Genomic DNA, 21,956 nt, shown 5'->3' on the forward strand with positions numbered 1-21,956 from the left:
CGCCCGGCGACGTTCGTGGCGCCGCGGAGGGGTTCCGGTTGTGGGTGGAGCTCCCGGGAAGGTCGTTCCCGTCGGCTCCTGAGGAGAAACTTAGCGCTCTTCGGGCGAAAAGCCATGGGAAGATCGGCTGATGCACGTGCGCACCGGTGGTTCGGACGGTCCGGTCCTGCTCGCCCTGCACGGCCTCGGCGCGACCGGGGCGGTGTGGGACGGCGTGGTGGAGCGGTGGCCGGGCCGCTGGATCGTGCCCGACCTGCCGGGGCACGGCCGGTCGGAGCCGCTGCCCCGGTACTCGTTCGGGGCGCTGGCGGCCGCGGTGGCCGAGGCGGTGCCGGCCGGGACACCGGTCGCGGTGCTCGGGCACTCCCTCGGCGGGGTGGTGGCCCTCACCCTGGCGAGCGGTTGGTTCGGGGTGCGGGTGAGCGGGGCTTGCGGACTCGGCATGAAGGTGCGCTGGACCGACGAGGAGCTGGCGCGGGCCGCCGACCAGGCCACGCGCCCGGCGAAGGTGTTCGGCTCCCGCGACGAGGCGGCCGAGCGGTGGCTGAAGGTGTCCGGCCTGCACGGCCTGGTGCCCGTGGACTCGCCGGTCGTGGACAGCGGGCTGGCCGAGGGGTGGCGGCTGGCGCTGGACCAGGCCGCGTTCGGCGTGGGCGCGCCGGACCTGGACGGGTTGCTGGCCGCGGCGCGGGCCCCGGTGATCCTCGCGGCGGGCGAACACGACCCGATGTGCCCGGCCGCGCACCTGCCCGGCGACGCGGTGCTCCTGCCCGGGCTGGGGCACAACGCACACGTGGAGGACCCGGCCGCGCTCGACCCGCTGCTGGCCCGCCTGCGCGCGGGCTGACCCCGGCTACAGGTCGGCGCGCACCGCCCACAGGTCCGGGAACAACGGCTGGAACAGCGTGCCCCGCAGGTACTTCGCGCCGGACGAGCCGCCGGTGCCCGCCTTGTCGCCGATCGTGCGTTCCACCATCTTCACGTGCCGGTAGCGCCACTCCTGCACGCCCTCGTCCAGGTCCACCAGGTGCTCGGCCACCGACGCCGGGCCGCCGTCGTCGGTGTAGACCCCCAGCAGCAGCTTCCGGCGGTCGCCGGTGACGTCGTAGCCGTGCACCGACAGGTAGATCAGGAACGAGTCGAACAGCGACGGCCGCGCCATCGCCGCGGCGATCCGCTCCCGCGCCGGGCTGCCCTCCGGGTAGTGCGCGACCATCCTCGGGTCGCGCCTGCCGAGCACCGCCTCCAGCTCGCGGAACTGCGCCGACTGGAACCCGCTGGCCGCGTCCAGCCGGGTGCGGAAGCTGGTGAACTGGCTGGGCGTCATGGTCTCCAGCACGTCGATCTGGGCGACCACGACCTTGAGGATCGTCAGCACCCGCCGCAGCGTGCGGACCGCGTGCGCGGTGTCCCCGGCTTCCAGCCTGACCCGCAGGTGCGCGAGCTCGTGCAGCATCTGCTTGAACCACAGCTCGTACACCTGGTGGACCACGATGAACAGCAGCTCATCGTGTTCCTCGGACCGCGGGTGCTGCGCGGCCAGCAGGTCGTCCAGCGCCAGGTAGGACGTGTAGGTCAGGGACGCGTGTTCGTCCGTCACGGCAGCCCCGCCAGCGACTCGGCGAGCACCGATTCGGGCAGCTCGTTGTCGGTCATCCGCCCGGCCAGGAACGCGGCGTAGGCGGGCAGGTCGAGGTGCGCGTGCCCGCACAGCGCGGTCAGGATCGCCTTCTCCTCCCCGGTCTCCTTGCAGCGCAGGGCTTCCTGGACGCACGCCGCCAGCGCGTGCGTCGGCTCGGGCGCGGGGATGATGCCCTCGGTGCGCGCGAACCGGACCCCGGCGGCGAAGCACTCCTGCTGTCCCACCGCGAGCGCCTCGATCAGGCCCAGCTCGTAGATGTGCGACAGCAGCGGCGCCATCCCGTGGTAGCGCAGGCCACCGGCGTGGATCGGGTCCGGGATGAAGTCGTGGCCCAGCGTGTGCATCTTCAGCAGCGGCGTCAGGCCCGCGGTGTCACCGAAGTCGTAGGCGTAGCGGCCGCGGGTCAGCGACGGGCACGCGGCCGGTTCGACCGCGCGGATCACCGGCGCGATCCGCCCGGCGAGCTTCTCGCGCAGGAACGGGAACGCCAGCCCGCCGAAGTTGGAGCCGCCGCCGGTGCAGCCGACGATCACGTCCGGCGTGTCCCCGGCCTGCGCGAACTGCAGCAGCGCCTCCTCGCCGATCACCGTCTGGTGCAGCAGCACGTGGTTGAGCACGCTGCCCAGCGCGTAGCGGGTGTCCGGGTCGGCGGCGGCCTGCTCGACGGCCTCGCTGATCGCGATGCCCAGGCTGCCCGTGGAGTCCGGGGCCTTCTCCAGCACGGCGCGCCCGGCCGCGGTCTCCTTCGACGGGCTCGGGTGCACCGTCGCGCCGAAGGTCTCCATCATGATCTTGCGGTAGGGCTTCTGATCGTAGGAGGCGCGCACCTGCCAGACCTCGCACTCCAGCCCGAACGTCGCCGACGCGAAGGCCAACGCGCTGCCCCACTGCCCGGCGCCGGTCTCGGTGGTCAGCCGCCGGATGCCCTCCGCCGCGTTGTAGAACGCCTGCGGCACCGCGGTGTTCGGCTTGTGCGAGCCGACCGGGCTGACGCCCTCGTACTTGTAGTAGATCCGCGCGGGCGTGCCGAGGGCGCGCTCCAGGCGCCGTGCCCGGTACAGCGGCGAGGGACGCCACAGCCGGTAGACGTCCAGCACCTCACCGGGGATGTCGACAAAGCGATCTTGGGTGACCTCCTGGGCGATGAGCGCCTGCGGGAACAGCGGCGCGAGGTCGTCCGGGCCGACCGGTTCCCGCGTGCCCGGGTGCAGCGGCGGTGGCGGCGGTTCCGGCAGGTCGGGGATCACGTTGTACCAGGTCGTCGGCAGGTCCGACTCGTCGAGCAGGTACTTCGTCCGGCTGGTCATCGGCGGGCCCCCTTCGTCGTGGCGGCTCCCCAGCTTGGCTCGCGATGGCGTTCAATGGAAGACGTGCGCAGAACCATCGACTGGGTGAACGGTGCGATCGAGATCATCGACCAGGTCGCCCTGCCGGGCGAGTACCGGACACTGCGGCTGACCACCGTGGACGAGCTGATCGGCGCGATCCAGCGGCTGGCCGTGCGCGGCGCGCCCGCGCTCGGCGGCGCCGGAGCGCTGGGCACGGCGCTGGCGGCCTTCGCCCACGACGACCCGGCCGAGGTCCGCGCCGACGCGGAGCGGCTGGCCGGCGCCCGCCCGACCGCGGTCAACCTGAGCTGGGGCGTGTCGCGGGCGCTGGCCCGGCTCGGCGACGGCCCGGAGGCGGTCCTCGCCGAAGCGCTCGCCCTGCTCGACGAGGACGAGCGGCTCAACCACGAGGCGTCCGCGCGCGCCGCCGAGCTGATCCTGGAGAAGTGCCCGCGCCGCCCGCTGCGCCTGCTCACGCACTGCAACGCCGGGCGGCTGGCGACCGTCGGCTGGGGCACCGCGCTCGGCGTGGTGTGGCACCTGCACGCCGCCGGGCACCTGGAGTACGTGCTCGCCGACGAGACCCGCCCGCTGCTGCAGGGCGCGCGGCTGACCGCGTGGGAGCTCGCCGAGGCGGGCGTGCCGTACCGGGTGCTGCCGGATTCCGCGGCGGCCGCGGCGATGGCGCGCGGGATGGTGGACTGCGTCGTGGTCGGCGCGGACCGGATCGCGGTCAACGGCGATGTGGCGAACAAGATCGGCACCTACGGCCTGGCGCTGGCGGCCGCGCGGCACGGGCTGCCGTTCGTGGTGGTGGCCCCCTCGTCCACTGTGGACCCGGAATTGCGCTCCGGCGATTCCATCGTGATCGAGGAACGGGCAGCGGAGGAGATCACGACCGTTTCCGGCACTCCGGTGGCCCCGCCCGGGACGAAGGTGTTCAACCCGGCGTTCGACGTGACCCCGGCGGAGCTGATCACCGCGGTGGTCACCGAAAAGGGCCCGCTGGCGCCCTGAATTCCGGTGGCCGCCGCGCACCGGAAAATCGCTGGCCGGCACGGCTATTTTCGGGGTGTGGGACTACCGGCGGCGGAGACCGAGGCACAGTTCGAGGCGCTGACGCCGGCGGATCTCGCCGCCGGGGCCGGTGCGCTGGCCCGGCGGCTCGGGGTCCGCGGCGAGGTGAGCCGGTTCGCGACGGGGTCGCTGCCGGTCTACGCGTGCGGTGACGCGCTGGTCCTCAAGCTCTACCCGCCCGTGTACCCCGCGGACTTCACGACCGAGAGCCGGGTGCTGCGGGCGGTCGACGGCCGGCTGCCGGTCCCCACCCCGCGCGTGCTGGACACCGGTGAGCTGGACGGCTGGCGGTACGTGCTGATGTCCCGGCTGCCCGGCGTGGCCCTCGGCGAGGTGCCGGTCGCCGAGCAGATCCGGCTGGCGCCCGCGCTCGGCGAGGCGCTGGCGGCGCTGCACGGGCTGGAGGTGCCGGATCTGGGGCCGTCCAGCTGGGCCGGGTTCGTCACCGAGCAGACGGCCTCGGCGGTGGCGCGGCAGCCCGGCCTGGCCGGGGTGTGGGCGCGGCAGATCCCGTCCTTCCTGGACTCGGTGGACCTCGGCTCGCCGCCGCCGGTGCTGCTGCACACCGAGGTGATGGCCGAGCACGTGCTGGCCGTGCCCGACGGCGACGGCTGGCGGCTGTCCGGGGTGTTCGACTTCGAACCCGCCATGCGGGGCGCGCCGGAGTACGAGTTCGCGGCCGTGGGCGTCTTCGTGACCCGCGGCTCGCCCGAGTACCTGCGCGCCCTCCTGACCGGGTACGGACTGACCCCGGACGACGGCTTCCCCCTGCGGTGCCTCGCGTACCTGTTGCTGCACCGCTATTCCGACCTGAAGTCCTACTTCGCGCACCTGCCCGCGCCCGCGGAGCCGACACTGGCGGCGCTGGCTCACACCTGGTGGCCGGTCAGCCGTGCTCGCCGAGGAACGAACGCAGGAGCGCAGCCGTTTCGGCCGGGTGCGTGACCGGCGGGGTGTGGGCGACGCCGTCGAGCAGCTCGACCGGTTTGGCACCGGGCAGCGCGGCGGCGAGTGCGGCGCCGGCCCCGGGCGGGATCGGCTGGTCGGCGGCGCCGTGCACGACGAGTGCCGGTGCGGTGATCTCCGCGAGCCGGTGCGCCGCGCTGTCCGCGCCCATCAGCACGGAGACCGCGCGGCTCAACCGGCCGGCCGGCTGCCGTCGCAGGCGGGGCAGCCAGTGTGCTTCCGCGGCGCGCGAGCCCAGGAGCAGTTCCAGCACCGCCGAACCGGTTTCGGTGACTGCACCGGCGGCGAAGCCGTCCCGGATCCGCGCCATCTGCGCCAGGGCGGCGCCGGGAAACGCGTCCGCGGCGCTGTCGATGAGGCTCAGGCTCGTCACGCGCTCCGGGGCCAGCAACGCGGCCCGCAGCGCGGTGAAGCCGCCCTGGGAATGCCCGACCAGGTGCGCGGCGGGCACGTCCAGCGCGTCGAGGATGCCCACCGCGTCGCGTGCGGCGTCCCAGTAGGTGAAGGGCAGGCCGTCGTCCGCGGTGGCGCCGTGCAGCCGGAAGTCGAACCGGATGCAGCGGAACCCGGGCAGGACGACGTCATCCCACATGGTCGAGTCCATGAGGTTGCCGTGCAGGAAGAGGACGGCGGGACCGTGGCCCGAATCGGTGACCGCGAAGCGCTGCCCCCGGGTGGTTATCGTGTTCATGATGACCATTCCAGCCCACGGCCACCCCGGCCACCAGGTGGTTTGCGGACCGGCCATGGTCGAAACACGACAGCCCGTCCTCGGCGTCGGTTACGCCCCCGCGCGCGGGGGAACCGTCGAGCTGCGGCGGTTCCCGGAGACCGGCGTGCTGCGCGGGCCCGTGCACCGGCAACCGGTCCGCCCGGACTTCCACGTCGTCGGCCTGGTCACCGGCGGCACCGGGCGGCACGCCGTCGACTTCCACGCCGAGCCGCTGACCGAGGGCAGCGTGTTCTGGCTGCGCCCCGGACAGGTGCACCGCGTCCTCGACGCCGCCCGCCTCAGCGGGGTGCTGGTGCTGTTCACCGCTTCGGCGCTCGCTCCCGGCACGCCGGTGGCCGCGTTCGCCGATGACGCGCTGCGGCCGAGCCAGTGGTCCGCCGACGCGCGCGACGCGCTCACCCGGACCGCGTTGCGGCACCTGGAACTCCTGCTCGCCGCGCCCGCCCCGGCCCGCGACCTCGCCGACGCGCTCCGGCTGGCGCTCGGACCGCTCGTCGCCGCCGCACCGGCCGCCCCCGGCCCGGCCACGGCGGTCTTCGAGCGGTTCGCGGCCGCGGTGGAGGCCGAGCACCGGCGGCGGCACCACGTCCGCGACTACCAGCAGACGGTCCACGCGAGCGCGCGCACCATCGACCGGGCGGTCCGGCGAGCCAGGGGCGTCAGCGCGAAACGCTTCCTCGACGAGCGGATCGCCCTGGAAGCGCGGCGGCGGCTGGCCACCAGCGACACCACCGTCGCCGCGCTGGCCGCCGAACTCGGCTTCACCGAGGCGACGAACTTCGTCAAGTTCTACCGGCGGATGACCGGCACCACCCCGCGCGCCACCTGACTACAGCAGCCCGGCCTCGGACGCCTTCCCGATCGCCTCCACGCGGTTGCGCGCCCCCAGCTTGTGCAGCGCCGACTGCAGGTACGTCTTCACCGTGTTCCGCGTCAGCCCGGTGGTCTCCGCGATCTCCGGGTTCGTCTGCCCCTGCGCGGCCAGCCGCAGCACCTCGTACTCCCGCCGCGTCAGGCCGCTGCGCGCCAGCGCGTCCGACCGCGACGAGTGGTCCGGCATGATCCGCGGATCCACCACCCGCTCCCCGCGCAGCACCCGCCGCAGCGCCGACACCAGATCGGTGCCGGCCACGTCCTTGAGCAGGCACCCGTGGGCGCCGGCGTCCAGCGCGGCCAGCAGCCCCTGGTGGTCGCCGTGCGCGGTGAACACCACGATGCGGCCGGCCGGGTGCACCTGGCGCAGCCCGGCGATCACCTCCGGGGCGAGCATGTCCGGCAGCCGCAGGTCGAGCAGGATCAGGTCGGGCCGCAGCTCGCCGACCCGCAGCAGCGCGATCCGGCCGGACTCCGCGCTGCCGATCAGCTTCAGCGACGGCTCGGCCCGCAGCAGCAGGGTGACGCCGTCGCGGACCACGGGGTGGTCGTCGACCACCAGCACCGTCGCCGTCATGGCACTTCGGGCACCCACGCCCGCAGCGTGCAGCCACCGTCCTCGTCCCGCACCAGGCTGACCCGCCCGCCCAGCCGCGCGGCTCGCTCGGCCAGCGAGCGCAGCCCCATCCCGGTGCCGGGCGCGTCCTCGGCGTCCTGGCCGGTGCCGTCGTCGGCGACCACGACCTGCACCCCACCCCCGCTCGGGCCGAGGCTGACCACCACCGAGCAGGCGTGCGCGTGCTTCTCGACGTTGAGCAGCCCCTCCCGCACCGCGCACACCAGCAGTGCGGTGCGCTCGGCGTCCAGCGGCCGCACCGGCGCCAGCTGCACGAACCGGGCCGGCAGCCCGCAGCGCGCCTCGAACGAGCGGCAGTGCTCGGCCAGTTCCACCGGCAGCGCCCGTTCCGGAGTGGACTCCGACAGCGACAGCAGCGACTCGCGCAGCGCCCGCGAAGCCGCCGACACATCGCCTTCCAGCCGGCACAACCGGCCCTCCAGCACCGGGTCCCCGGCCACGTCCTGGTGCAGGTTGCGCACCTGCACCCCGATCGAGAACAGCAGCGCCCCGACCGAATCGTGCAGCGCGCTCTGCATCCGCCGCCGCTCGGCGGAAATGGCGTCGGCGCGGTCGGATTCGGCGACGCTGGCCAGCTTGAGCGCGGAGGCGGCCTGGTCGGCGATGCCCTCCAGCCGCCGCACCGCGTCGTCGCCGAAGTCGGCCGGCTCGCGCATCGCGGCGTAGGCGATGGCGAGTATCTCCGGCTTGCCCCGCACCCGGCTGATGATCGGCACGGTCAGCAGCGCCGCGAGCCCCTCGCCCGCGACCTGCGCGTCGAACTGGTGCGTGATCGTCGGCGCGCTCAGGTAGTCCGACACCCGCACCGGTTTGCCGGAGGCCAGCACCCGGCCGCCGACGCCCTGACCGGTGGGCACCACGAGGTTCTGGATCGCGTCGGTCCGGTTCCCGGCCATCCACCGGATGACGGCGGTGCCGGGCCGCTCCAGCTCGCCCACGAACGCGGCGTGCACGCCCAGTGACTCCCGGATCAGGTGCGCCGTGCCCTGCAGGGCTATCACCCGGTCGAGGGTCCCGAGGAGACCCTCGCGCTCGCGCAGCAGCTCGTCGAGCACGTTGCTGTGCTCGACGGCACGGTCCGCGGCGACGCGCTGCTCTGCGGTCACGCGCCCACGATCGCACATTCGATCCATTCCGGACATCCCCTCCTGGAGAGGGCACGGTTGGGCAAAAGTCCGGCAAACCTCTCCAGGTGGGGGTGTCGGACCGGCGAGGGCCGATCAAGGATTGCCGCCACCGAGAGTGACGCCCGTCACGCGATCGGAGGAGGTGTGCGCCCACGGTGTTGAACGTCCGCGATCTGCACGTCCGCTACGGCCGCTCGGTCGCCGCGCTGCACGGCGTCGACCTGGCGGTTCCCGACGACGGGGTCCTCGCCGTCCTGGGCAGCAACGGCGCAGGCAAGTCCACGCTGCTCCGGACGATCTCCGGCACGCTCAAACTGCACCGCGGTGTCGTCACGCGCGGTGAGGTCCGGCTCGGCGAGACGCGGATCGACAAGCTCGATCCGGCGTCCATCGTCCGGCTCGGCGTGGTCGGCGTGCCGGAGGGCCGCCAGATCTTCACCCGCATGTCCGTCGACGAGAACCTGCGCGCCGGCGGCATCTCGACCTCGGCCGAGCAGCGGGTCAAGGCCCGCAAACGCGTGCACGAGCTGTTCCCGGTGCTGGCCGAGCGCGCCCGGCAGCGCGCCGGGCTGCTCTCCGGCGGCGAGCAGCAGATGCTCGCGATCGGCCGGGCGCTGATGTCGGCACCGCACGTGCTGCTGCTCGACGAGCCCTCGCTCGGCCTCGCGCCCAAGGTGGTCGAGCAGATCAGCGGCATCATCCGGGAGATCCACGCGCAGGGCACCTCGGTGGTGCTGGTCGAGCAGAACGCGGTGATGGCGCTCAACGTCGCCGACCACGCCGTGGTGCTCGAGGTCGGCCGGGTCGCGCTGGCCGGCGGGTCCGACGAGCTGTCCCGCAGCGAGGACGTCCAGCGCCTGTACCTGGGCGGGCACGCCGAGACGCACGCCGTCCAGGAGGCGGCCGGCCCGCGCAAGCACTCCCTGTCGAGGTGGGGCGGATGATCCCGGAACTGCGCGTCGAGCACCTCACGCTCCGCTTCGGCGGCCTGACCGCCCTCGACGACGTGTCCTTCACCGTGCGGCCCGGTTCGCTGCACGCCCTCATCGGCCCCAACGGCGCCGGGAAGTCCAGCTGCTTCAACGTGATCAGCGGCCTCTACCACGCCACCGAGGGCCGCGTGCTGCTCGGTGACACCGAGCTGACCGGCATGCGCCCGCACAAGATGGCGAAGCTCGGCATCGGCCGCGCCTTCCAGAACGCGGCGCTCTCGCCCGGCTCGACCGTGCTGGACAACGTGATGCTCGGCAGGCACGCCCTCACCCGCGGCGGGTTCCTGGAGTGCGCCCTGCGCGCGCCGTGGACCGTGCGGGCCGAGCGCAAGCACACCGAGCGGGCCAAGGAGATCTGCGACTTCCTCGGCATCGGCAGGCTGCTCCACACCCCGGTGGCCGCGCTGCCCTACGGCGAGGTCAAGCGCGTCGACATCGCCCGCGCGCTCGCCGTGGAACCGGTGCTGCTGCTGCTGGACGAGCCCGCCGCCGGGATGAACGCGGCGGAGACCTCCGACCTGGCGGCCACGATCCACGACGTGCGCGACGAGCTGGGCATCTCGATCCTGCTGGTCGAGCACGACATGGGCCTGGTGATGGGCATCGCCGACCGGGTCACCGTGCTCGACTTCGGCCGCCGCATCGCCGACGGCCCGCCGCACGAAGTGCAGTCCGACCCGGAGGTCATCCGGGCCTACCTGGGAACGGAGGCCGCGTAGATGGACACGTTCCTGCAACTGGCGGTGAACGGCCTCGGCAAGGGCGCGGTGTACGCGCTGCTCGCGCTGGGGTTCGTGATCATCTTCAAGTCCACCGAGGTGATCAACTTCGCGCACGGCTCGCTGGTGCTGTTCGGCGGCTACCTGGTGGTCGCCACGCGCGAGTCACTGGGCTGGGTCGGCGCGTCGCTGGTCGGGATCGTCAGCGCCGGGCTGCTCGCCCTGGTCGTGGAGCGGCTGCTGCTGGCCCGCACCAAGCTGGCCGATCCGAACAGCCTGGCGCTGCTCACCATCGGCATCGACGTGATCGTGACCGAGGAGATCGTGCGGCGCCTCGGCGTCGGCGTGCCGTTCCTCGGCGAGGCGTGGGACGCCAAACCGATCCAGGTCGCCGGCATCACGCTGTTCCGCACGCACCTGGTGGCGATGGCGGTGGCCGCGGTGCTGATCACCGCGTTCTACCTGGCGTTCAAGTTCTCCAACTGGGGTGTCGCGATGCGCGCCCAGGCGGAGAACCGGGAGGCGGCCGCGCTGATGGGCATCCGCAGCCGCCAGGTGACCACGACCGCGTGGCTGGTCGCCGGCCTGCTCGCCGGGGTCGCCGTGCTGTTCCTGGCCACCCAGGACTTCTCCGGCGCGGGCCTGTCCCGCGGCACGCACTCGATCGCGCTCGCCGCGTTCCCCGCCGCGATCCTCGGCGGGCTCGACTCGACCGCGGGCGCGATCGTCGGCGGGCTGGTCGTCGGGCTCGTCGAGGCCCTGTCCGCGGAGTACATCTCGTTCGACTTCTCCAAGAGCGCGGTGTTCCTGGTGATGCTGCTGGTGCTGGTGGTCCGGCCGTCCGGGCTGTTCGGAACGAGGGAGATAACCCGTGTCTGAGCTTGCGATGCGGGCCACGGTCACCGACGCGCCCGCGAAGGCCCCGGCGAAGCCGCTGCGCTGGCTGCGGCTGCTCGCCTGGCTGGTGCTGCTGGCCGTGCTGCTGGTGCTGCCGCTCTACCTCGGCGCGGAGTGGCTCAAGGCGGGGCAGTGGATGATGGTCGGCGCGGTCGGCGCGATCGGGCTGACCATGCTGGTCGGGCAGGCCGGTCAGCTGTCGCTGGCGCACGCGTTCTTCCTGCTCGCCGGCGGCACCACGTACACGGTGCTGGCGAGCGGCACCGAGGACGGGCGGGTGATCGGGTTCGGCGTGGACCCGCTGCTGTCGCTGCTGGCCGCGGTCGCGTTCACCGCCCTGCTGGGACTGGCGTTCGCGCCGGTGTCCGGGCGGCTGCGCGGCATCTACCTCGGGGTCGCGTCGCTGTCGCTGGTGTTCCTCGGGCTGTTCCTCGGGCAGTCGGCGGAACGGTTCACCGGCGGCACCTCCACCGGGCGCACCCCGGCGCCGTTCGAGCTGTTCGGGTTCACCTTCGACAGCTCGGGCGGGCTGGTGATCCTCGGTGTGCCGTTCCGGCAGGCCGAGAAGATGTGGTACCTCTACCTGGCCCTGACGGTGATCGCGTTCGCGCTGGCGCGCGGCGCGGTCAACAGCCGGGTCGGCCGGTCCTGGCGCGCGGTGCGCGACCACGAGGCCTCCGCCGCGGCGATGGGCGTCAACGTGGCACGGGCGAAGGCGGGCGCGTTCGCGGTGTCCTCGGCCTACGCCGGGCTGGCCGGCGTGATGACCGTGCTGTGGTTCGACATCCTCAAGCCGGACGAGAACGAGTTCGGCACGTACGGCATCAACGTCTCCATCGCCTACCTGGCGATGGTCATCATCGGCGGTCTCGGGTCGATCGGAGGCGCGCTGGTCGGCGCGCTCATCGTGTTCGGCCTGCCGCAGGTGCTCTCGCTCTACTCGACGCAGCTGGGGATCTTCACCGGGAGCGGCGAGGGTGCGTTCACCCCGATCCTCGTCAGCACCTTCGTCTACGGCGCCGCGATCATCCTCGTCGTGCTCTTCGAGCCGGGCGGGCTCGCGGCGATCGGGCGCCGGATCACCGGCGGCCTGCACAGGGAACGAAAGAAGGAAGGAACGTCCCGATGAAGCGACGGCTTTCCCTGGTCCTCGCGGCGATGCTGGCCATCGCCGCGTGCGGCACCAAGGCGGGCGATCAGGGATCGTCCGGCTCGGACGCCTCCGGCGTCAAGACCGATCTCGGCGTCACCGCCAACGAGATCACCCTGGGTGTCATGACCGACATGACGGGCCCGTTCAAGAACCTCTCGATCGGCATCACGCACGGCAACCAGTTGTGGGTCAACGACTTCAACGCGGCCGGCGGCGTGTGCGGGCGGCAGGTCAAGCTGGAGATCGTCGACCACGCCTACAAGGCCGACACCGCCAAGACCCTGTACCCGCAGCTGGAACCGAAGGTGCTCGGGTTCGTCCAGATCGTCGGGTCGCCGATCATGGCGGCGCTGAAGCAGAACATCAAGGCCGACAAGACGACCGCGACGCCGGCGTCCTGGTCCTCGGAGCTGCTGGACAACCCGTACGTGATGATCGTCGGCACGACCTACGACGTCGAGATGATCGACGGCATGTCCTACCTGCAGGAACAGGGCATGATCAAGGACGGCGACACGGTCGGCCACATCTACATCGACGGTGAGTACGGCATCAACGGCCTGCGCGGCGCCCGGTACTACGCGCAGAAGCACGGCATGAACCTGCGCGAGGTCAAGATCACCTCGTCGGACAACGACCTGACCAACATCGTCACCGGCCTGCGTGGTGAGGGTGTCAAGGCGATCATGCTGACCACCACCCCGGCGCAGACCGGTTCGGTGGCCGCGGCGAACAAGGCGCTCGGGCTGAACGTGCCGCTGCTGGGCAACAACCCGACGTTCGACCCGGTGCTGCTGAACAGCCCGGCGGCCAACGCGCTCGACCGGCTGTACGTCGTGGCGAGCAGCGTGCCGGTGGCCGCGGACGTGCCGAAGGCCAAGGATGTGCTGGCCAAGTACAAGGCCGCGGGATTCCCGGAGCCACCGAACGCCGGTGTGCCCTACGGCTACGCGGTGGCCGAGGTGTGGGGCGCGGTGCTGCGGAAGGCGTGTGACAACAAGGACCTGACCCGGGACGGCATCCTCAACGCGCTGCAGCAGACCACCTCCGCCGACACCGGTGACCTGGTCGCGGCGCTGGACTTCTCCAAGCCCGGCGCGCCGCCGACCCGCGAGGTGTACGTGGCCCAGCCGGACGCGAGCGTCGAGGGCGGCATCAAGTACGTGAAGCCGCTGTTCGAGGCCCCGGACGCGAAGGACTACAAGGCTCCGCACGAGAAGTGAGGCACGGGCGCCCCGGTCCGCGGACCGGGGCGCCCTCCTGGAAACGACGATCGAACCGCGGTCGCGTGCGCTGAGCGCGAGTCCCACGCTCGGTCGCGCGAGTCCCACGCTCAGGCACGCGAGTCCCACGCTCAGGCACGCGAGTTCCACGCTCAGTGGACGGTCACGGCGCGCACCACCCGGCCGCCGGCCGCGACCGTGGCGCCCAGCGCGATCACCACGCCGAACACCACGCTGAGCAGGTACGGGCCGGCGTCGAACGCCGCCGCCGCGCTGCCGGTCTTGACGACGGCGAACGGGATGACGCACACCACCGCGCCGGCCACCGCCGCCACCACGCTGACGACCGTCGCGAGACCGATCTCCCGCAGCAGCATGCCGCGGGTCTGCCCGGCCGTGGAACCGATCAGCGACATCGCCGAGAACTCTTCGCGCCTGCGGCCGAGCGCGGCCACCAGGTTGTTGGTCAGCGCGATCGCCATGAACACCGCGATCAGGACCACCACCAGGTAGTTGATCGAGGCCAGCACCTGCGCGGTGCCGCCCCCGGCGGAATGCCGGTTCTCGATGCCCTGCATGGCGAGCGTGCCCGCGGAAACCCCGACGAGCAGCGTGAGGAACGTGACCGCGGGCCGCACCCGCTCCGGGGCCGCGGCGAGGTTGATGGCCGCCAGGTGCCCCGCCGCGCCGCGCGGGGACAGGACCGCCAGGACGCGGTTGCCCACGCCCACGAGTTCCGGCGCCAGCATCGACAGTCCGATCGCGACGAACACGGTGGCCGGGCCGGTCATCGCGGTGGTCGCGATGCTGTCGGCCGGCAGGCCGAAAACCGCCGAGGCGGAACCGATCCCGGCCACCAGCAGCACGGCCGCGGCCACCCGCCGCGGGCGGGCCGACCGCCGCGCCACCGCGGGCGGCGGGCCACCGACCGGGCTGCGCCCGGCCGTCCCGCGGCTGCCGATCCACGCCGCCGCCGCGCTCGCGACGAGCACGACGACGGCCCCGGCGAGCGGCAGCCCGAGACCGGGCGAGTAGGCCGAGGCCGGGTCGGTCAGGCCGGACGACCGGACCGCGGCCAGCACGATCCAGCCCAGCAGGTAGCCGGCGCCCAGGCCGGGCAGCAACGCCACGGTGGCGACGGCGAACGTCTCGGCCGAGACCATGACCCGGATCTGCTTCGGCGTCGCCCCGATCAGGCGCAGCCCGCCGATCTCGCCCGCCCGGCCGGCGAGGGTCACGGTGACGGTGGAGACCGTCGCGAACACCACGATCGCCACCACCCAGCCACCCATGATCAGCGGGAACTGGGTCAGGAACGACCGGTCGGCCACGGTCGTGGTGTCCGCGAGCCCGGTCGCGAGCAGTGCCGTCATCGCGGTGACCAGCGCCATCCCGATCACCGCGATCAGGCCGGTCGCGACCGCCGCGCCGCGGTGGTGGCGGAACAGCCGCAGCGCCAGGCCCACCACGTCAGCTCACCCCCATCGCGGCGCGCTCGGCCGACTCGACCAGCGTCGCCATGCGGCTCGCGACCGCCGCCGCGGACGGGCGGTCGAGGCGGTCGACGATCAGGCCGTCGGCCAGGAACAGCACCCGGTCGGAGAACGACGCGGCGACCGGGTCGTGGGTGACCATGATGATCGTCTGGCCGCGGTCGGCGAGGCCGCGCAGCAGGCCGAGCACCTCCCGCGCACTGCGGATGTCCAGCGCGCCGGTGGGCTCGTCGGCGAAGACGACCTCGGGGTCGGTGATCAGCGCCCGCGCCACCGCGACGCGCTGCTTCTGCCCGCCGGAGAGCTGGTCCGGCCGGTGACCGCCGCGGTTGGCCAGGCCCACGCTCGCCAGCAGCGCGTCGGTGCGCCGCGGGTCCGTGCGGCGGCCGTCCAGCCGCAGCGGCAGCTCCACGTTCTCGCGGGCGGTGAGCGCCGGGAGCAGGTTGAACGCCTGGAAGACGAACCCGATGCGGCGGCGGCGCAGCTCCGCCAGCCGGGTCTCGTCCAGCCCGGCGAGGCTCACGCCGTCCAGCTCGACGGTGCCCGCGGTCGGGGTGCGCAGCCCGGCCGCGTTGTGCAGCAACGTCGTCTTGCCCGAGCCGGACGGGCCCATGATCGCCAGGAACGAGCCCTTGGCGGCGTCGAGGTCGACGCCGCGCAGCGCGTCGACCGGTCCGGCCTCTCCCTCGAATCTGCAGCGCAGCCCCCTGATGCGCACGGCAGGTGTGCCCATGGTGAATCCCCTTCGATGGTTTGAACGTACGTTTAAAACGAACGTTTATCTGATACGATAGCAGACGTGGGACACCGGGAGAACCTGCTGACGGCGGCGCGGGATTGTCTGTTGCGCGTCGGCTACGCGCGCACGACGGCGCGAGACCTGGCAGCCGCGTCGGGGGCGAACCTGGCGTCGATCAACTACCACTTCGGGTCGAAGGACGGGCTGCTCACGCGCGCGCTGCACGACCTGAACACCGAGTGGGGCGAGCTGCTGTTCGAAGCCCTCGGCGAGGGCGACACGAACGAGGCGCGGTGGGGCCGGATCATCGAGTCGATCCAGGCGAACCGGCAGCTGTGGTTCGTCAACTTCGAGGGGGTGGCCTACCTCCAGCACGACGAGCGCATCCGGGAGATGAACGCGCAGGCCCAGCAGGCCGCGCGGACCGCGCTGGCCCGGGCGTTCGGCGGCCTGGCGCCGGACGCGGATCCCGCGCGGGTCCGGATCGTGGGGGCGCACTACTACTCGCTGCTCGTCGGGGTGGCGCTGCAGTGGCTGACGGACCCGGACCAGGCCCCCACGGCAGCGGAGATCGTGGCGGCGGACCAGCACGTGGCGGTCTGAGGCGCGGATAGCTCGCAGCGCGGCGCACCACCGGGGCCCGCCCGACCGTGTGCCGCCCAGCGGGACGTTCTTCTTGCGATCCCCGCGGGCGCGCACGAGAGTTTCGACCATGGATGCCACAGCGGTGCGGGAGGCGGCCGACCTCCTGCTGCAGGCCTACGCGGCGGGCAAGCCCATCGCGCCCCTGATCGAGACCTACCCGGGCGCCACCGTCGAGGATGCCTACCGGATCCAGCTCGACCAGGTGCGCGTGTGGACCGAGGGCGGCGAGGAGGTCAAGGGCCACAAGGTGGGCCTGGCCTCGGCCGCGATGCAGCGTCAGATGGGCGTCGACCAGCCCGACTACGGGCACCTCACCGGCGGCATGTTCCACCTGGAGCACCAGCCGATCCCCGTCGCGCGCTTCCTGCAGCCGCGGATCGAGCCGGAGATCGCGTTCGTGCTCGGGCGGAAGCTGTCCGGGCCGGGCGTGACCGTCGCCGACGCCGTGCGCGCCGTCGACTTCGTGGTTCCGGCACTGGAGATCGTGGACTCCCGCATCGAGGACTGGCGCATCTCGATCGTCGACACCATCGCCGACAACGCCTCCTCCGGCGGCGTGGTGCTGGGTAGCAGGCCGACCGCACTGTCCACCGTGGACCTGCGCCTGGCCGGCTGCACCCTGCACGCGGGCGGTGAGCTGGTGGCGACCGGGGCGGGCGGCGCCGTGCTCGGGTCGCCGCTGAACGCGCTGGTGTGGCTGGCGAACACGGTCGGCCCGCTGGGCATCGACCTGGAGCCGGGGCACGTGGTGCTGCCCGGGTCGATGACGCGGGCGATCCCGGTGCGCCCGGGCGAGACGGTGGTGTCGACGGTGGCGGGGCTGGGCAGTGTGACGGCCGTGTTCGGGCCGGAGGAGGACGCGTGACCGAGTGGAGCATCGCGGAGGCGGCGCGGGTGCTGCTGGCCGCGGAGGACGCGGGAACCGCACGCGGCCCGCTCACCGAGGAGTGGCCCGGCCTGGATGTGCGCACCGCGTACGCCGTGCAGGACGAGGCGTTGCGGTTGCGGCTGGCCCGGGGCGAGAAGCTGATCGGGCTCAAGCTCGGGCTGACGTCGAAGGCGAAGCAGGAACGCATGGGCGTGGACCGCCCGGTGATGGCGTGGCTGACCGACGCGATGGTGTTGCCCGCCGCGGACCCGCTGCCGAAGCTGATCCACCCGCGCGCCGAGCCGGAGATCGTGTTCGTGCTGGGCTCCCGCTTGGCGGGCCCCGGTGTCACGGCGGCGACCGCGATGGAGGCGGTGGACCGCGTCTACGGCGGGATCGAGGTCATCGACTCGCGGTACGAGGACTTCCGGTTCGCCGCCGCCGACACGATCGCCGACAACGCGTCGTCGAGCGTGTTCCGGGCCGGGCCGGTCGGGGTCGCGCCCGCCGGGCTCGATCTGTCCCTGGAGGGGTGCCTGCTGGAGGTCGACGGAGCGATCGTGGACAGCGCGACGGGAGCCGCGGTACTCGGCCACCCCGGCGAGGCACTCGCGCTGGCGGCGAACTCGCTGGCGGAGCGCGGGCTGGCGCTGGAGGCCGGGTGGGTCGTGCTGACCGGCGGCCTCACCGACGCGGTGCCGATCTCCCCCGGTTCACGAATCGCGGCGCACTTCACGAGCCTGGGTTCGGTGACGCTCGCGGGCTGACTCACTCCGGCTCCGGGTGGCCCAGCTTCGTCAGCCACAGCCGGAACAACCGGTGCAGCGATTCGGCCCCCACCAGCTCGCCCGGCGGCTCGAACTCCTTGGGATGGATCAGGAACCCGCGCTCCTGCTCCCCGCCGAGCCCGCCGTGCGACCCCACGTGCACCTCGAACGGCGAGGCCTCCCCGGTCTCGGGATCCCACCGGCTGTTGATCATGATGTCGGCGCAGTGCGGGAAGGTGTCCACCCGCCGGATCAGGTCCGGAGCGTGCTTCCCGTACAGCGCCAGCGGATCCTCGCCGAGCACCTCCCCGGAAGCCAGCCGGTGCACACCATCGCGGCCCAGCACCACCGGCCCGTGCTCGTCACTGCGCACCAGCATGAACCCGACCCCGGGGTGATCCACCAGCGCGGGCAGCAACTCCGGGTACTCGCGCTCGATCGTCTCCAGCGAAACCCGGCCCTCGTGCTCGGTGAACGACACCATCCCGACGTGCCCGGACACCACCACGACCACCCCGGGCGCCACCCGCATGACCTCGTGCCGCGCGTCCTCCTTGGGCCGGTGCTCGATCCGCCGCGCGCCGGTCACCCGCTCCCGCAGCCGCGTCGCCACCGGACCACCGGCGACCGGCTCCGGCGCCGGCCCGCCGCACAGCCGTCCGACCAGGTCCTCCAGCGACTCGCCGAACCGGTGCGCGAACGCCCACCCCTGCGTCTGCCCGTGATCCGACAGCACCACCAGGTGGTAGGGCCGGGGCCCGAGCCGCGACGCCCGGTGCAGCCGCCCGATCTGCTGGTCGATCGCGCGCAGCACGGCGAGCGTGTCGAACCGTTCGATGCCGGAGTGGTGGGCGACCTCGTCGTAGCCGAGGAAGTCCGCGTACACCACGGGCCGGCCGTTGAGCATGTCCTCCAGCACCGCGGACACCACGACGTCGCGTGAGATGACCGTGGTGCCGGTCCGGGCGATCGGGTAGATCCCGCCGCGCGGCACCCGCGGCACCACGCCCGCCCGCCGCTGTCGTGCCGAGGCCGAGACCTCGCGGATGATGTCGGCCAGTGCGGAACCCAGGGTGCGCAGCGCGTTGACGGGGTTGGCGAAGTAGGCGTAGTAGCCCGTGCCGACGCGGTCCTCGCGGCGGCGGCGCAGGCCCTTGGGCAGCAGCACCGACACCGCGCTCATGGTGAGGCTGACGTGCGGGGCGTCGCCGGTGAACAGGTTGCCGTGGCCGGCGCCGTCGACCGCGAGCAGGCCGCGGCCGTCGGAGTGCCGACGCTCGATTTCGGCCGCGTCGCGCGGGTGGGCGCAGGCCATCACGTGGTCGCGGTCCTTTTCGTACCAGCGGAACCCGAGGATGTCGTGGTTGGAGCCGTGCAGGATGCCGCACACGCTCGCGCCGGTCTGGGAGCTCCAGTCGGTCTGCCAGCGCACCAGCGCGTGGCTGTCCTCGGCGAGCCAGCGGGCCAGCGTCGGCATGTCGCCGTCCCGGACCGCGCGGCGGACGACGTCGTAGCCGAGCCCGTCGACCTGCAGGAAGATCAGCCCGGCCGGGACGTCGGCCGCGAGCTCCGGGCAGCGGCGCGAGCGGCGGCGGGCCCGGCGGAAGAACACCTCGTCCTCGTCGAGGGCGAGCACGCTGGACACGACACCGCTCACCGCGGACACCCCGACCACGACGAGGAACCCGGTGCGCAGCCCGGTGACCTCCACGCCGGGCACCACGGCGAACGCGGCGACCGCGCCCGCGCCGAGCAACAGGAAGCTGCCGATGCCGAGCGTGAACAGCGCCAGCGGCAGGGCCACCCGCAGCACCTGCGGCCACACGACGGCGGTCAGCAGGCTCAGCAGCAGGCCGCACACCAGTGGCTGCCACCAGTCCGGCATCGCGAAGCCGTCGAGCAGGTCGTCCATGCCGACCAGCGCGAGCGACGTGGTCAGCCACACGAGGGCGAACCGCGCGAGCGACCGTCCACGCCGGAGAAGCCGGCCTCCTTCAGCGGTTGTCATCCCACCCTCGCCCTTTCCCTGCGGCGCTTGGCCACCAGGTTGATCACACCAGTCACCAGCAGCACGAGCACGGCGGCCAGCAGGGTCGCGACCAGCGGCGAGTCGAACAGGCCGCCGCTGACCACGCCGAGCAGCGCGTACGCGACGGCCCACAACACGCACGCGACCGCCGTCGCCGGCACCAGCCGGCGCCACGGGTAGCCGACCGCGCCGGCGGCCAGCAGCACCGGGATGCGCCCGGCAGGCAGCAGCCGCCCGACGATCACCAGCTGCCACCCCTGCCGCGCGAACCGCTCCCGCGCGGCGACGAGCCGTTCCGGCTTCTGCCCGCGCGCCAGCCACCGGACCGCCGCGTCGCTGCCCAGCCGGGCGACCGCGAAGGTGACGACATCGCCGATCATCGCCCCGGCGGTGGACAGCAGAAGCACCAGCGGAAGCGAGAGGTGCCCGGTCGTCATGGCGATGGCGGCCGCTCCCCCGACGACGGCCCCGGTGGGAACGATGGGCACGATCGAGCCGATCAGGACGCCGAGGAAGAGGGTCGGGTAGCCGACGCTGGAGAGGTCGGTCCAGTTCACGGGGCCACCCCATCACGCGGTGCCAGGAGGTGCCGCCGGGGCACGCCGATCAGCCTCGCGGCAAAACGTCACAGGCCACGGATTTTTCACCCGGTCCGGCGATGTTTTTGGGCTCGAGCGGCCCCCGGGCGGCGGGCGGTGCCCAGGGGCGGGGCAGCCGCCGCGCTCGGCTCAGCGGGCGGAGCGTGTCGGCTCAGCGGGCGGAGCGTGTCGGCGCAGCGCCGAAGCCCCCGGCAGCAGCCCAGGCACCGCCGGCAGCGCCCGAAGCCCCAGCAGCAGCCGGGCCAGTCAGCGGCCTCACCGGGGCACCTCGTGCGGTTTCACCCTCTCTCCGGGCTCCGTCACCGCCACCACGGTCTCCAAACCCCGTTCCGCCACCGTCGCCGCGAAGGTTCTCGGGGGGTCCACCAGCAGGCGCCGCATCCGGGGTGTTCGCGCCACGCCCGGCACCGCCAGCGTGCCCCAATGCACCGGCACCGCCACGCGGGGCCGGACCCGGGCGACCGCCTCCGCCGCTCGCGCCGGGTCCAGGTGGCCCGGCCCGAGGTTCGGCCCCCAGCCCCACACCGGCAGCAACGCAACATCCACAGGGGCCAGCTCGGCCATCCCGTCGTGCAGGTCCGTGTCCCCGGCCACGTACACCCGCACCCCCGGCGCCTCCACCACATGACCACTCGCCCGCGCCTGCGGGCCGTGCGTGAACCGCGGCCCCCAGCGGTGCCCCGAATGCTCCGCCCGCACCGCCGTCACCCGCAGATCACCCAGCGACAACCGCTCCCCGATGTCCAGTTCCGCGACCTCGGCGAAGCCCCGCCGCCGCAACCAGCCGCCCGCGCCGCGCGGCACCACCACCGGCACGTGCCGCCCCAGCAACCGCAGCGACGGCACGTGCAGGTGGTCCCCGTGGAGGTGGGAGATCAGCACCAGATCGACGTCGGCGTACGCGGCGGGATCCAGCGGCGGCGCGACCCGGACCAAACCGCCCACCGTGCGCGTCAGCACGGGATCGGTCAGCACGACCCGGCCAGCGATCTCCATCCGGACCGTCGAGTGGCCGAGGAAACGCAGCACCAGACCCTCCACATCCCGAGTATCCCGGCCTCCGGCCGCACCGCGTCCGTAACACCTTGATTACTTGATCGGACATCCACCCGAACCGGTGAAGTGATCACGCGCGCACTTTTCCGCAGGTCAACGCTGGTGCAACGGTACTTCCACACCGGGGGCTGTCGCGTCAACGGCCGTATGGCATATGCCACGAGGTCCGGTCGACGTATGTCGATAACGGCGAATTCACACTACTGTCATAAGACCCGGCGAACCCGGGGGTAACTGGCGCGCCGCGGGAACCCGCCCACCACGACCCGGGAACCTCGCTGACGCGCGCCAGCGGCCCGAAGACGTGCCGACCGGCGGCCACCCGACGACGTGTGGCCGGTGTACCGAGTTCTGCCCTCGTTCAGGCGACTCGTACTTCTGCTCTCGACTGAC

At 72.9% G+C, this 21,956-nt stretch carries 22 protein-coding genes; 12 read left to right on the top strand and 10 right to left on the bottom strand.

All coding sequences use genetic code 11. The features are described 5' to 3' along the window. Window positions 1-130 precede the first annotated feature (130 nt). The gene (locus tag L1857_RS30070; RefSeq protein WP_094006261.1) at window positions 131-847 is read left to right on the top strand and encodes an alpha/beta fold hydrolase; all 717 of its coding nucleotides are present in this window, start codon (window positions 131-133) and stop codon (window positions 845-847) included. 6 nt (window positions 848-853) lie between these two features. Here L1857_RS30070 and L1857_RS30075 read toward each other — a convergent pair whose 3' ends face one another. Further along, on the bottom strand, window positions 854-1,600 hold the full coding sequence (locus tag L1857_RS30075; protein ID WP_094006260.1) for a tryptophan 2,3-dioxygenase: 747 nt from the start codon (window positions 1,598-1,600) through the stop codon (window positions 854-856). After that, window positions 1,597-2,949 (bottom strand): TrpB-like pyridoxal phosphate-dependent enzyme, encoded by a 1,353-nt coding sequence (locus L1857_RS30080; RefSeq protein ID WP_116110659.1) that lies wholly within the window; start codon window positions 2,947-2,949, stop codon window positions 1,597-1,599. The genes L1857_RS30075 and L1857_RS30080 overlap by 4 nt, the downstream gene beginning before the upstream one ends. A gap of 63 nt (window positions 2,950-3,012) precedes the next feature. Here L1857_RS30080 and mtnA point away from each other — a divergent pair, with 63 nt between their 5' ends. Together mtnA and L1857_RS30090 are read left to right on the top strand one after the other, a co-directional pair. Next, window positions 3,013-3,987, top strand: coding sequence for an S-methyl-5-thioribose-1-phosphate isomerase (mtnA, locus tag L1857_RS30085; protein ID WP_198958261.1), 975 nt, complete (start codon window positions 3,013-3,015; stop codon window positions 3,985-3,987). A 57-nt stretch (window positions 3,988-4,044) separates the two neighbouring features. Further along, entirely contained in the window at window positions 4,045-4,992 is a 948-nt protein-coding gene (locus tag L1857_RS30090; protein ID WP_249466995.1) for an aminoglycoside phosphotransferase family protein, read from the top strand. On the opposite strand, the gene L1857_RS30095 is transcribed toward L1857_RS30090, so the two are convergent. Continuing rightward, on the bottom strand, window positions 4,934-5,704 hold the full coding sequence (locus tag L1857_RS30095; protein WP_158224443.1) for an alpha/beta fold hydrolase: 771 nt from the start codon (window positions 5,702-5,704) through the stop codon (window positions 4,934-4,936). The genes L1857_RS30090 and L1857_RS30095 overlap by 59 nt on opposite strands. A gap of 55 nt (window positions 5,705-5,759) precedes the next feature. On the opposite strand from L1857_RS30095, the gene L1857_RS30100 reads away from it, so the two are divergent. Next, window positions 5,760-6,575 carry an AraC family transcriptional regulator gene (locus L1857_RS30100; protein ID WP_158224442.1) on the top strand — a complete coding sequence of 272 codons (816 nt, stop codon included), beginning with the start codon at window positions 5,760-5,762 and terminating at the stop codon, window positions 6,573-6,575. On the opposite strand, the gene L1857_RS30105 is transcribed toward L1857_RS30100, so the two are convergent. Together L1857_RS30105 and L1857_RS30110 are read right to left on the bottom strand one after the other, a co-directional pair. Beyond that, window positions 6,576-7,196 carry a response regulator gene (locus tag L1857_RS30105; RefSeq protein WP_094006255.1) on the bottom strand — a complete coding sequence of 207 codons (621 nt, stop codon included), beginning with the start codon at window positions 7,194-7,196 and terminating at the stop codon, window positions 6,576-6,578. Next, window positions 7,193-8,380, bottom strand: a complete 1,188-nt coding sequence (locus L1857_RS30110) for a GAF domain-containing sensor histidine kinase (RefSeq protein WP_369806803.1) — start codon at window positions 8,378-8,380, stop codon at window positions 7,193-7,195. Before L1857_RS30110 ends, L1857_RS30105 begins: the two co-directional genes overlap by 4 nt. Before the next feature lie 158 nt (window positions 8,381-8,538). Here L1857_RS30110 and L1857_RS30115 point away from each other — a divergent pair, with 158 nt between their 5' ends. From L1857_RS30115 to L1857_RS30135, 5 genes are read left to right on the top strand one after another with little or no spacing between them, the layout of a single operon-like run. Continuing rightward, on the top strand, window positions 8,539-9,327 hold the full coding sequence (locus tag L1857_RS30115; protein WP_094006253.1) for an ABC transporter ATP-binding protein: 789 nt from the start codon (window positions 8,539-8,541) through the stop codon (window positions 9,325-9,327). Then, window positions 9,324-10,094, top strand: a complete 771-nt coding sequence (locus tag L1857_RS30120) for an ABC transporter ATP-binding protein (RefSeq protein ID WP_094006291.1) — start codon at window positions 9,324-9,326, stop codon at window positions 10,092-10,094. Before L1857_RS30115 ends, L1857_RS30120 begins: the two co-directional genes overlap by 4 nt. Continuing rightward, entirely contained in the window at window positions 10,095-10,973 is an 879-nt protein-coding gene (locus tag L1857_RS30125) for a branched-chain amino acid ABC transporter permease (protein ID WP_094006252.1), read from the top strand. It abuts the gene before it with no gap. Between the two features lie 7 nt (window positions 10,974-10,980). After that, window positions 10,981-12,120: a branched-chain amino acid ABC transporter permease gene (locus L1857_RS30130; protein ID WP_094006290.1), complete on the top strand. Its 1,140-nt coding sequence runs from the start codon at window positions 10,981-10,983 to the stop codon at window positions 12,118-12,120. Beyond that, a complete protein-coding gene (locus L1857_RS30135) occupies window positions 12,117-13,367 on the top strand; it encodes an ABC transporter substrate-binding protein (RefSeq protein WP_094006251.1) in 1,251 nt (416 codons plus the stop codon). Before L1857_RS30130 ends, L1857_RS30135 begins: the two co-directional genes overlap by 4 nt. Before the next feature lie 152 nt (window positions 13,368-13,519). Here L1857_RS30135 and L1857_RS30140 read toward each other — a convergent pair whose 3' ends face one another. Next, the gene (locus L1857_RS30140) at window positions 13,520-14,836 is read right to left on the bottom strand and encodes an ABC transporter permease (protein ID WP_249466998.1); all 1,317 of its coding nucleotides are present in this window, start codon (window positions 14,834-14,836) and stop codon (window positions 13,520-13,522) included. Between the two features lies 1 nt (window position 14,837). Continuing rightward, entirely contained in the window at window positions 14,838-15,593 is a 756-nt protein-coding gene (locus L1857_RS30145; RefSeq protein ID WP_116110654.1) for an ABC transporter ATP-binding protein, read from the bottom strand. A gap of 66 nt (window positions 15,594-15,659) precedes the next feature. Here L1857_RS30145 and L1857_RS30150 point away from each other — a divergent pair, with 66 nt between their 5' ends. The 3 genes from L1857_RS30150 (at window position 15,660) to L1857_RS30160 (ending at window position 17,879) form a co-directional block, all read left to right on the top strand. Next, the gene (locus tag L1857_RS30150) at window positions 15,660-16,202 is read left to right on the top strand and encodes a TetR/AcrR family transcriptional regulator (protein ID WP_094006248.1); all 543 of its coding nucleotides are present in this window, start codon (window positions 15,660-15,662) and stop codon (window positions 16,200-16,202) included. 109 nt (window positions 16,203-16,311) lie between these two features. Beyond that, window positions 16,312-17,109 (top strand): 2-keto-4-pentenoate hydratase, encoded by a 798-nt coding sequence (locus tag L1857_RS30155; RefSeq protein WP_094006247.1) that lies wholly within the window; start codon window positions 16,312-16,314, stop codon window positions 17,107-17,109. Further along, window positions 17,106-17,879 carry a 2-keto-4-pentenoate hydratase gene (locus tag L1857_RS30160; protein ID WP_162830667.1) on the top strand — a complete coding sequence of 258 codons (774 nt, stop codon included), beginning with the start codon at window positions 17,106-17,108 and terminating at the stop codon, window positions 17,877-17,879. The genes L1857_RS30155 and L1857_RS30160 overlap by 4 nt, the downstream gene beginning before the upstream one ends. Before the next feature lies 1 nt (window position 17,880). On the opposite strand, the gene L1857_RS30165 is transcribed toward L1857_RS30160, so the two are convergent. The 3 genes from L1857_RS30165 to L1857_RS30175 form a co-directional block, all read right to left on the bottom strand. Then, complete coding sequence (locus L1857_RS30165) at window positions 17,881-19,887, bottom strand: phage holin family protein (RefSeq protein ID WP_094006246.1); 2,007 nt, start codon at window positions 19,885-19,887, stop codon at window positions 17,881-17,883. Continuing rightward, window positions 19,884-20,465, bottom strand: coding sequence for a DedA family protein (locus L1857_RS30170; protein WP_094006245.1), 582 nt, complete (start codon window positions 20,463-20,465; stop codon window positions 19,884-19,886). The genes L1857_RS30165 and L1857_RS30170 overlap by 4 nt, the downstream gene beginning before the upstream one ends. Window positions 20,466-20,762: 297 nt before the next feature. Then, entirely contained in the window at window positions 20,763-21,548 is a 786-nt protein-coding gene (locus L1857_RS30175; RefSeq protein WP_116110652.1) for an MBL fold metallo-hydrolase, read from the bottom strand. Window positions 21,549-21,956: the final 408 nt, after the last annotated feature.

It is taken from the genome of Amycolatopsis thermalba (assembly GCF_023376025.1).
In the GTDB taxonomy this organism is placed as follows: domain Bacteria; phylum Actinomycetota; class Actinomycetes; order Mycobacteriales; family Pseudonocardiaceae; genus Amycolatopsis_E; species Amycolatopsis_E thermalba.

Coding starts and splice junctions, on each gene's coding strand:
- L1857_RS30095 (WP_158224443.1), bottom strand. CDS start 5,704: ATGAACACGATAACCACCCGGGGGCAGCGCTTCGCGGTCACCGATTCG.
- L1857_RS30135 (WP_094006251.1), top strand. CDS start 12,117: ATGAAGCGACGGCTTTCCCTGGTCCTCGCGGCGATGCTGGCCATCGCC.
- L1857_RS30125 (WP_094006252.1), top strand. CDS start 10,095: ATGGACACGTTCCTGCAACTGGCGGTGAACGGCCTCGGCAAGGGCGCG.
- L1857_RS30155 (WP_094006247.1), top strand. CDS start 16,312: ATGGATGCCACAGCGGTGCGGGAGGCGGCCGACCTCCTGCTGCAGGCC.
- L1857_RS30070 (WP_094006261.1), top strand. CDS start 131: ATGCACGTGCGCACCGGTGGTTCGGACGGTCCGGTCCTGCTCGCCCTG.
- L1857_RS30145 (WP_116110654.1), bottom strand. CDS start 15,593: ATGGGCACACCTGCCGTGCGCATCAGGGGGCTGCGCTGCAGATTCGAG.
- L1857_RS30130 (WP_094006290.1), top strand. CDS start 10,981: ATGCGGGCCACGGTCACCGACGCGCCCGCGAAGGCCCCGGCGAAGCCG.
- L1857_RS30100 (WP_158224442.1), top strand. CDS start 5,760: ATGGTCGAAACACGACAGCCCGTCCTCGGCGTCGGTTACGCCCCCGCG.
- L1857_RS30165 (WP_094006246.1), bottom strand. CDS start 19,887: ATGACAACCGCTGAAGGAGGCCGGCTTCTCCGGCGTGGACGGTCGCTC.
- L1857_RS30110 (WP_369806803.1), bottom strand. CDS start 8,380: ATGTGCGATCGTGGGCGCGTGACCGCAGAGCAGCGCGTCGCCGCGGAC.
- L1857_RS30105 (WP_094006255.1), bottom strand. CDS start 7,196: ATGACGGCGACGGTGCTGGTGGTCGACGACCACCCCGTGGTCCGCGAC.
- L1857_RS30120 (WP_094006291.1), top strand. CDS start 9,324: ATGATCCCGGAACTGCGCGTCGAGCACCTCACGCTCCGCTTCGGCGGC.
- L1857_RS30080 (WP_116110659.1), bottom strand. CDS start 2,949: ATGACCAGCCGGACGAAGTACCTGCTCGACGAGTCGGACCTGCCGACG.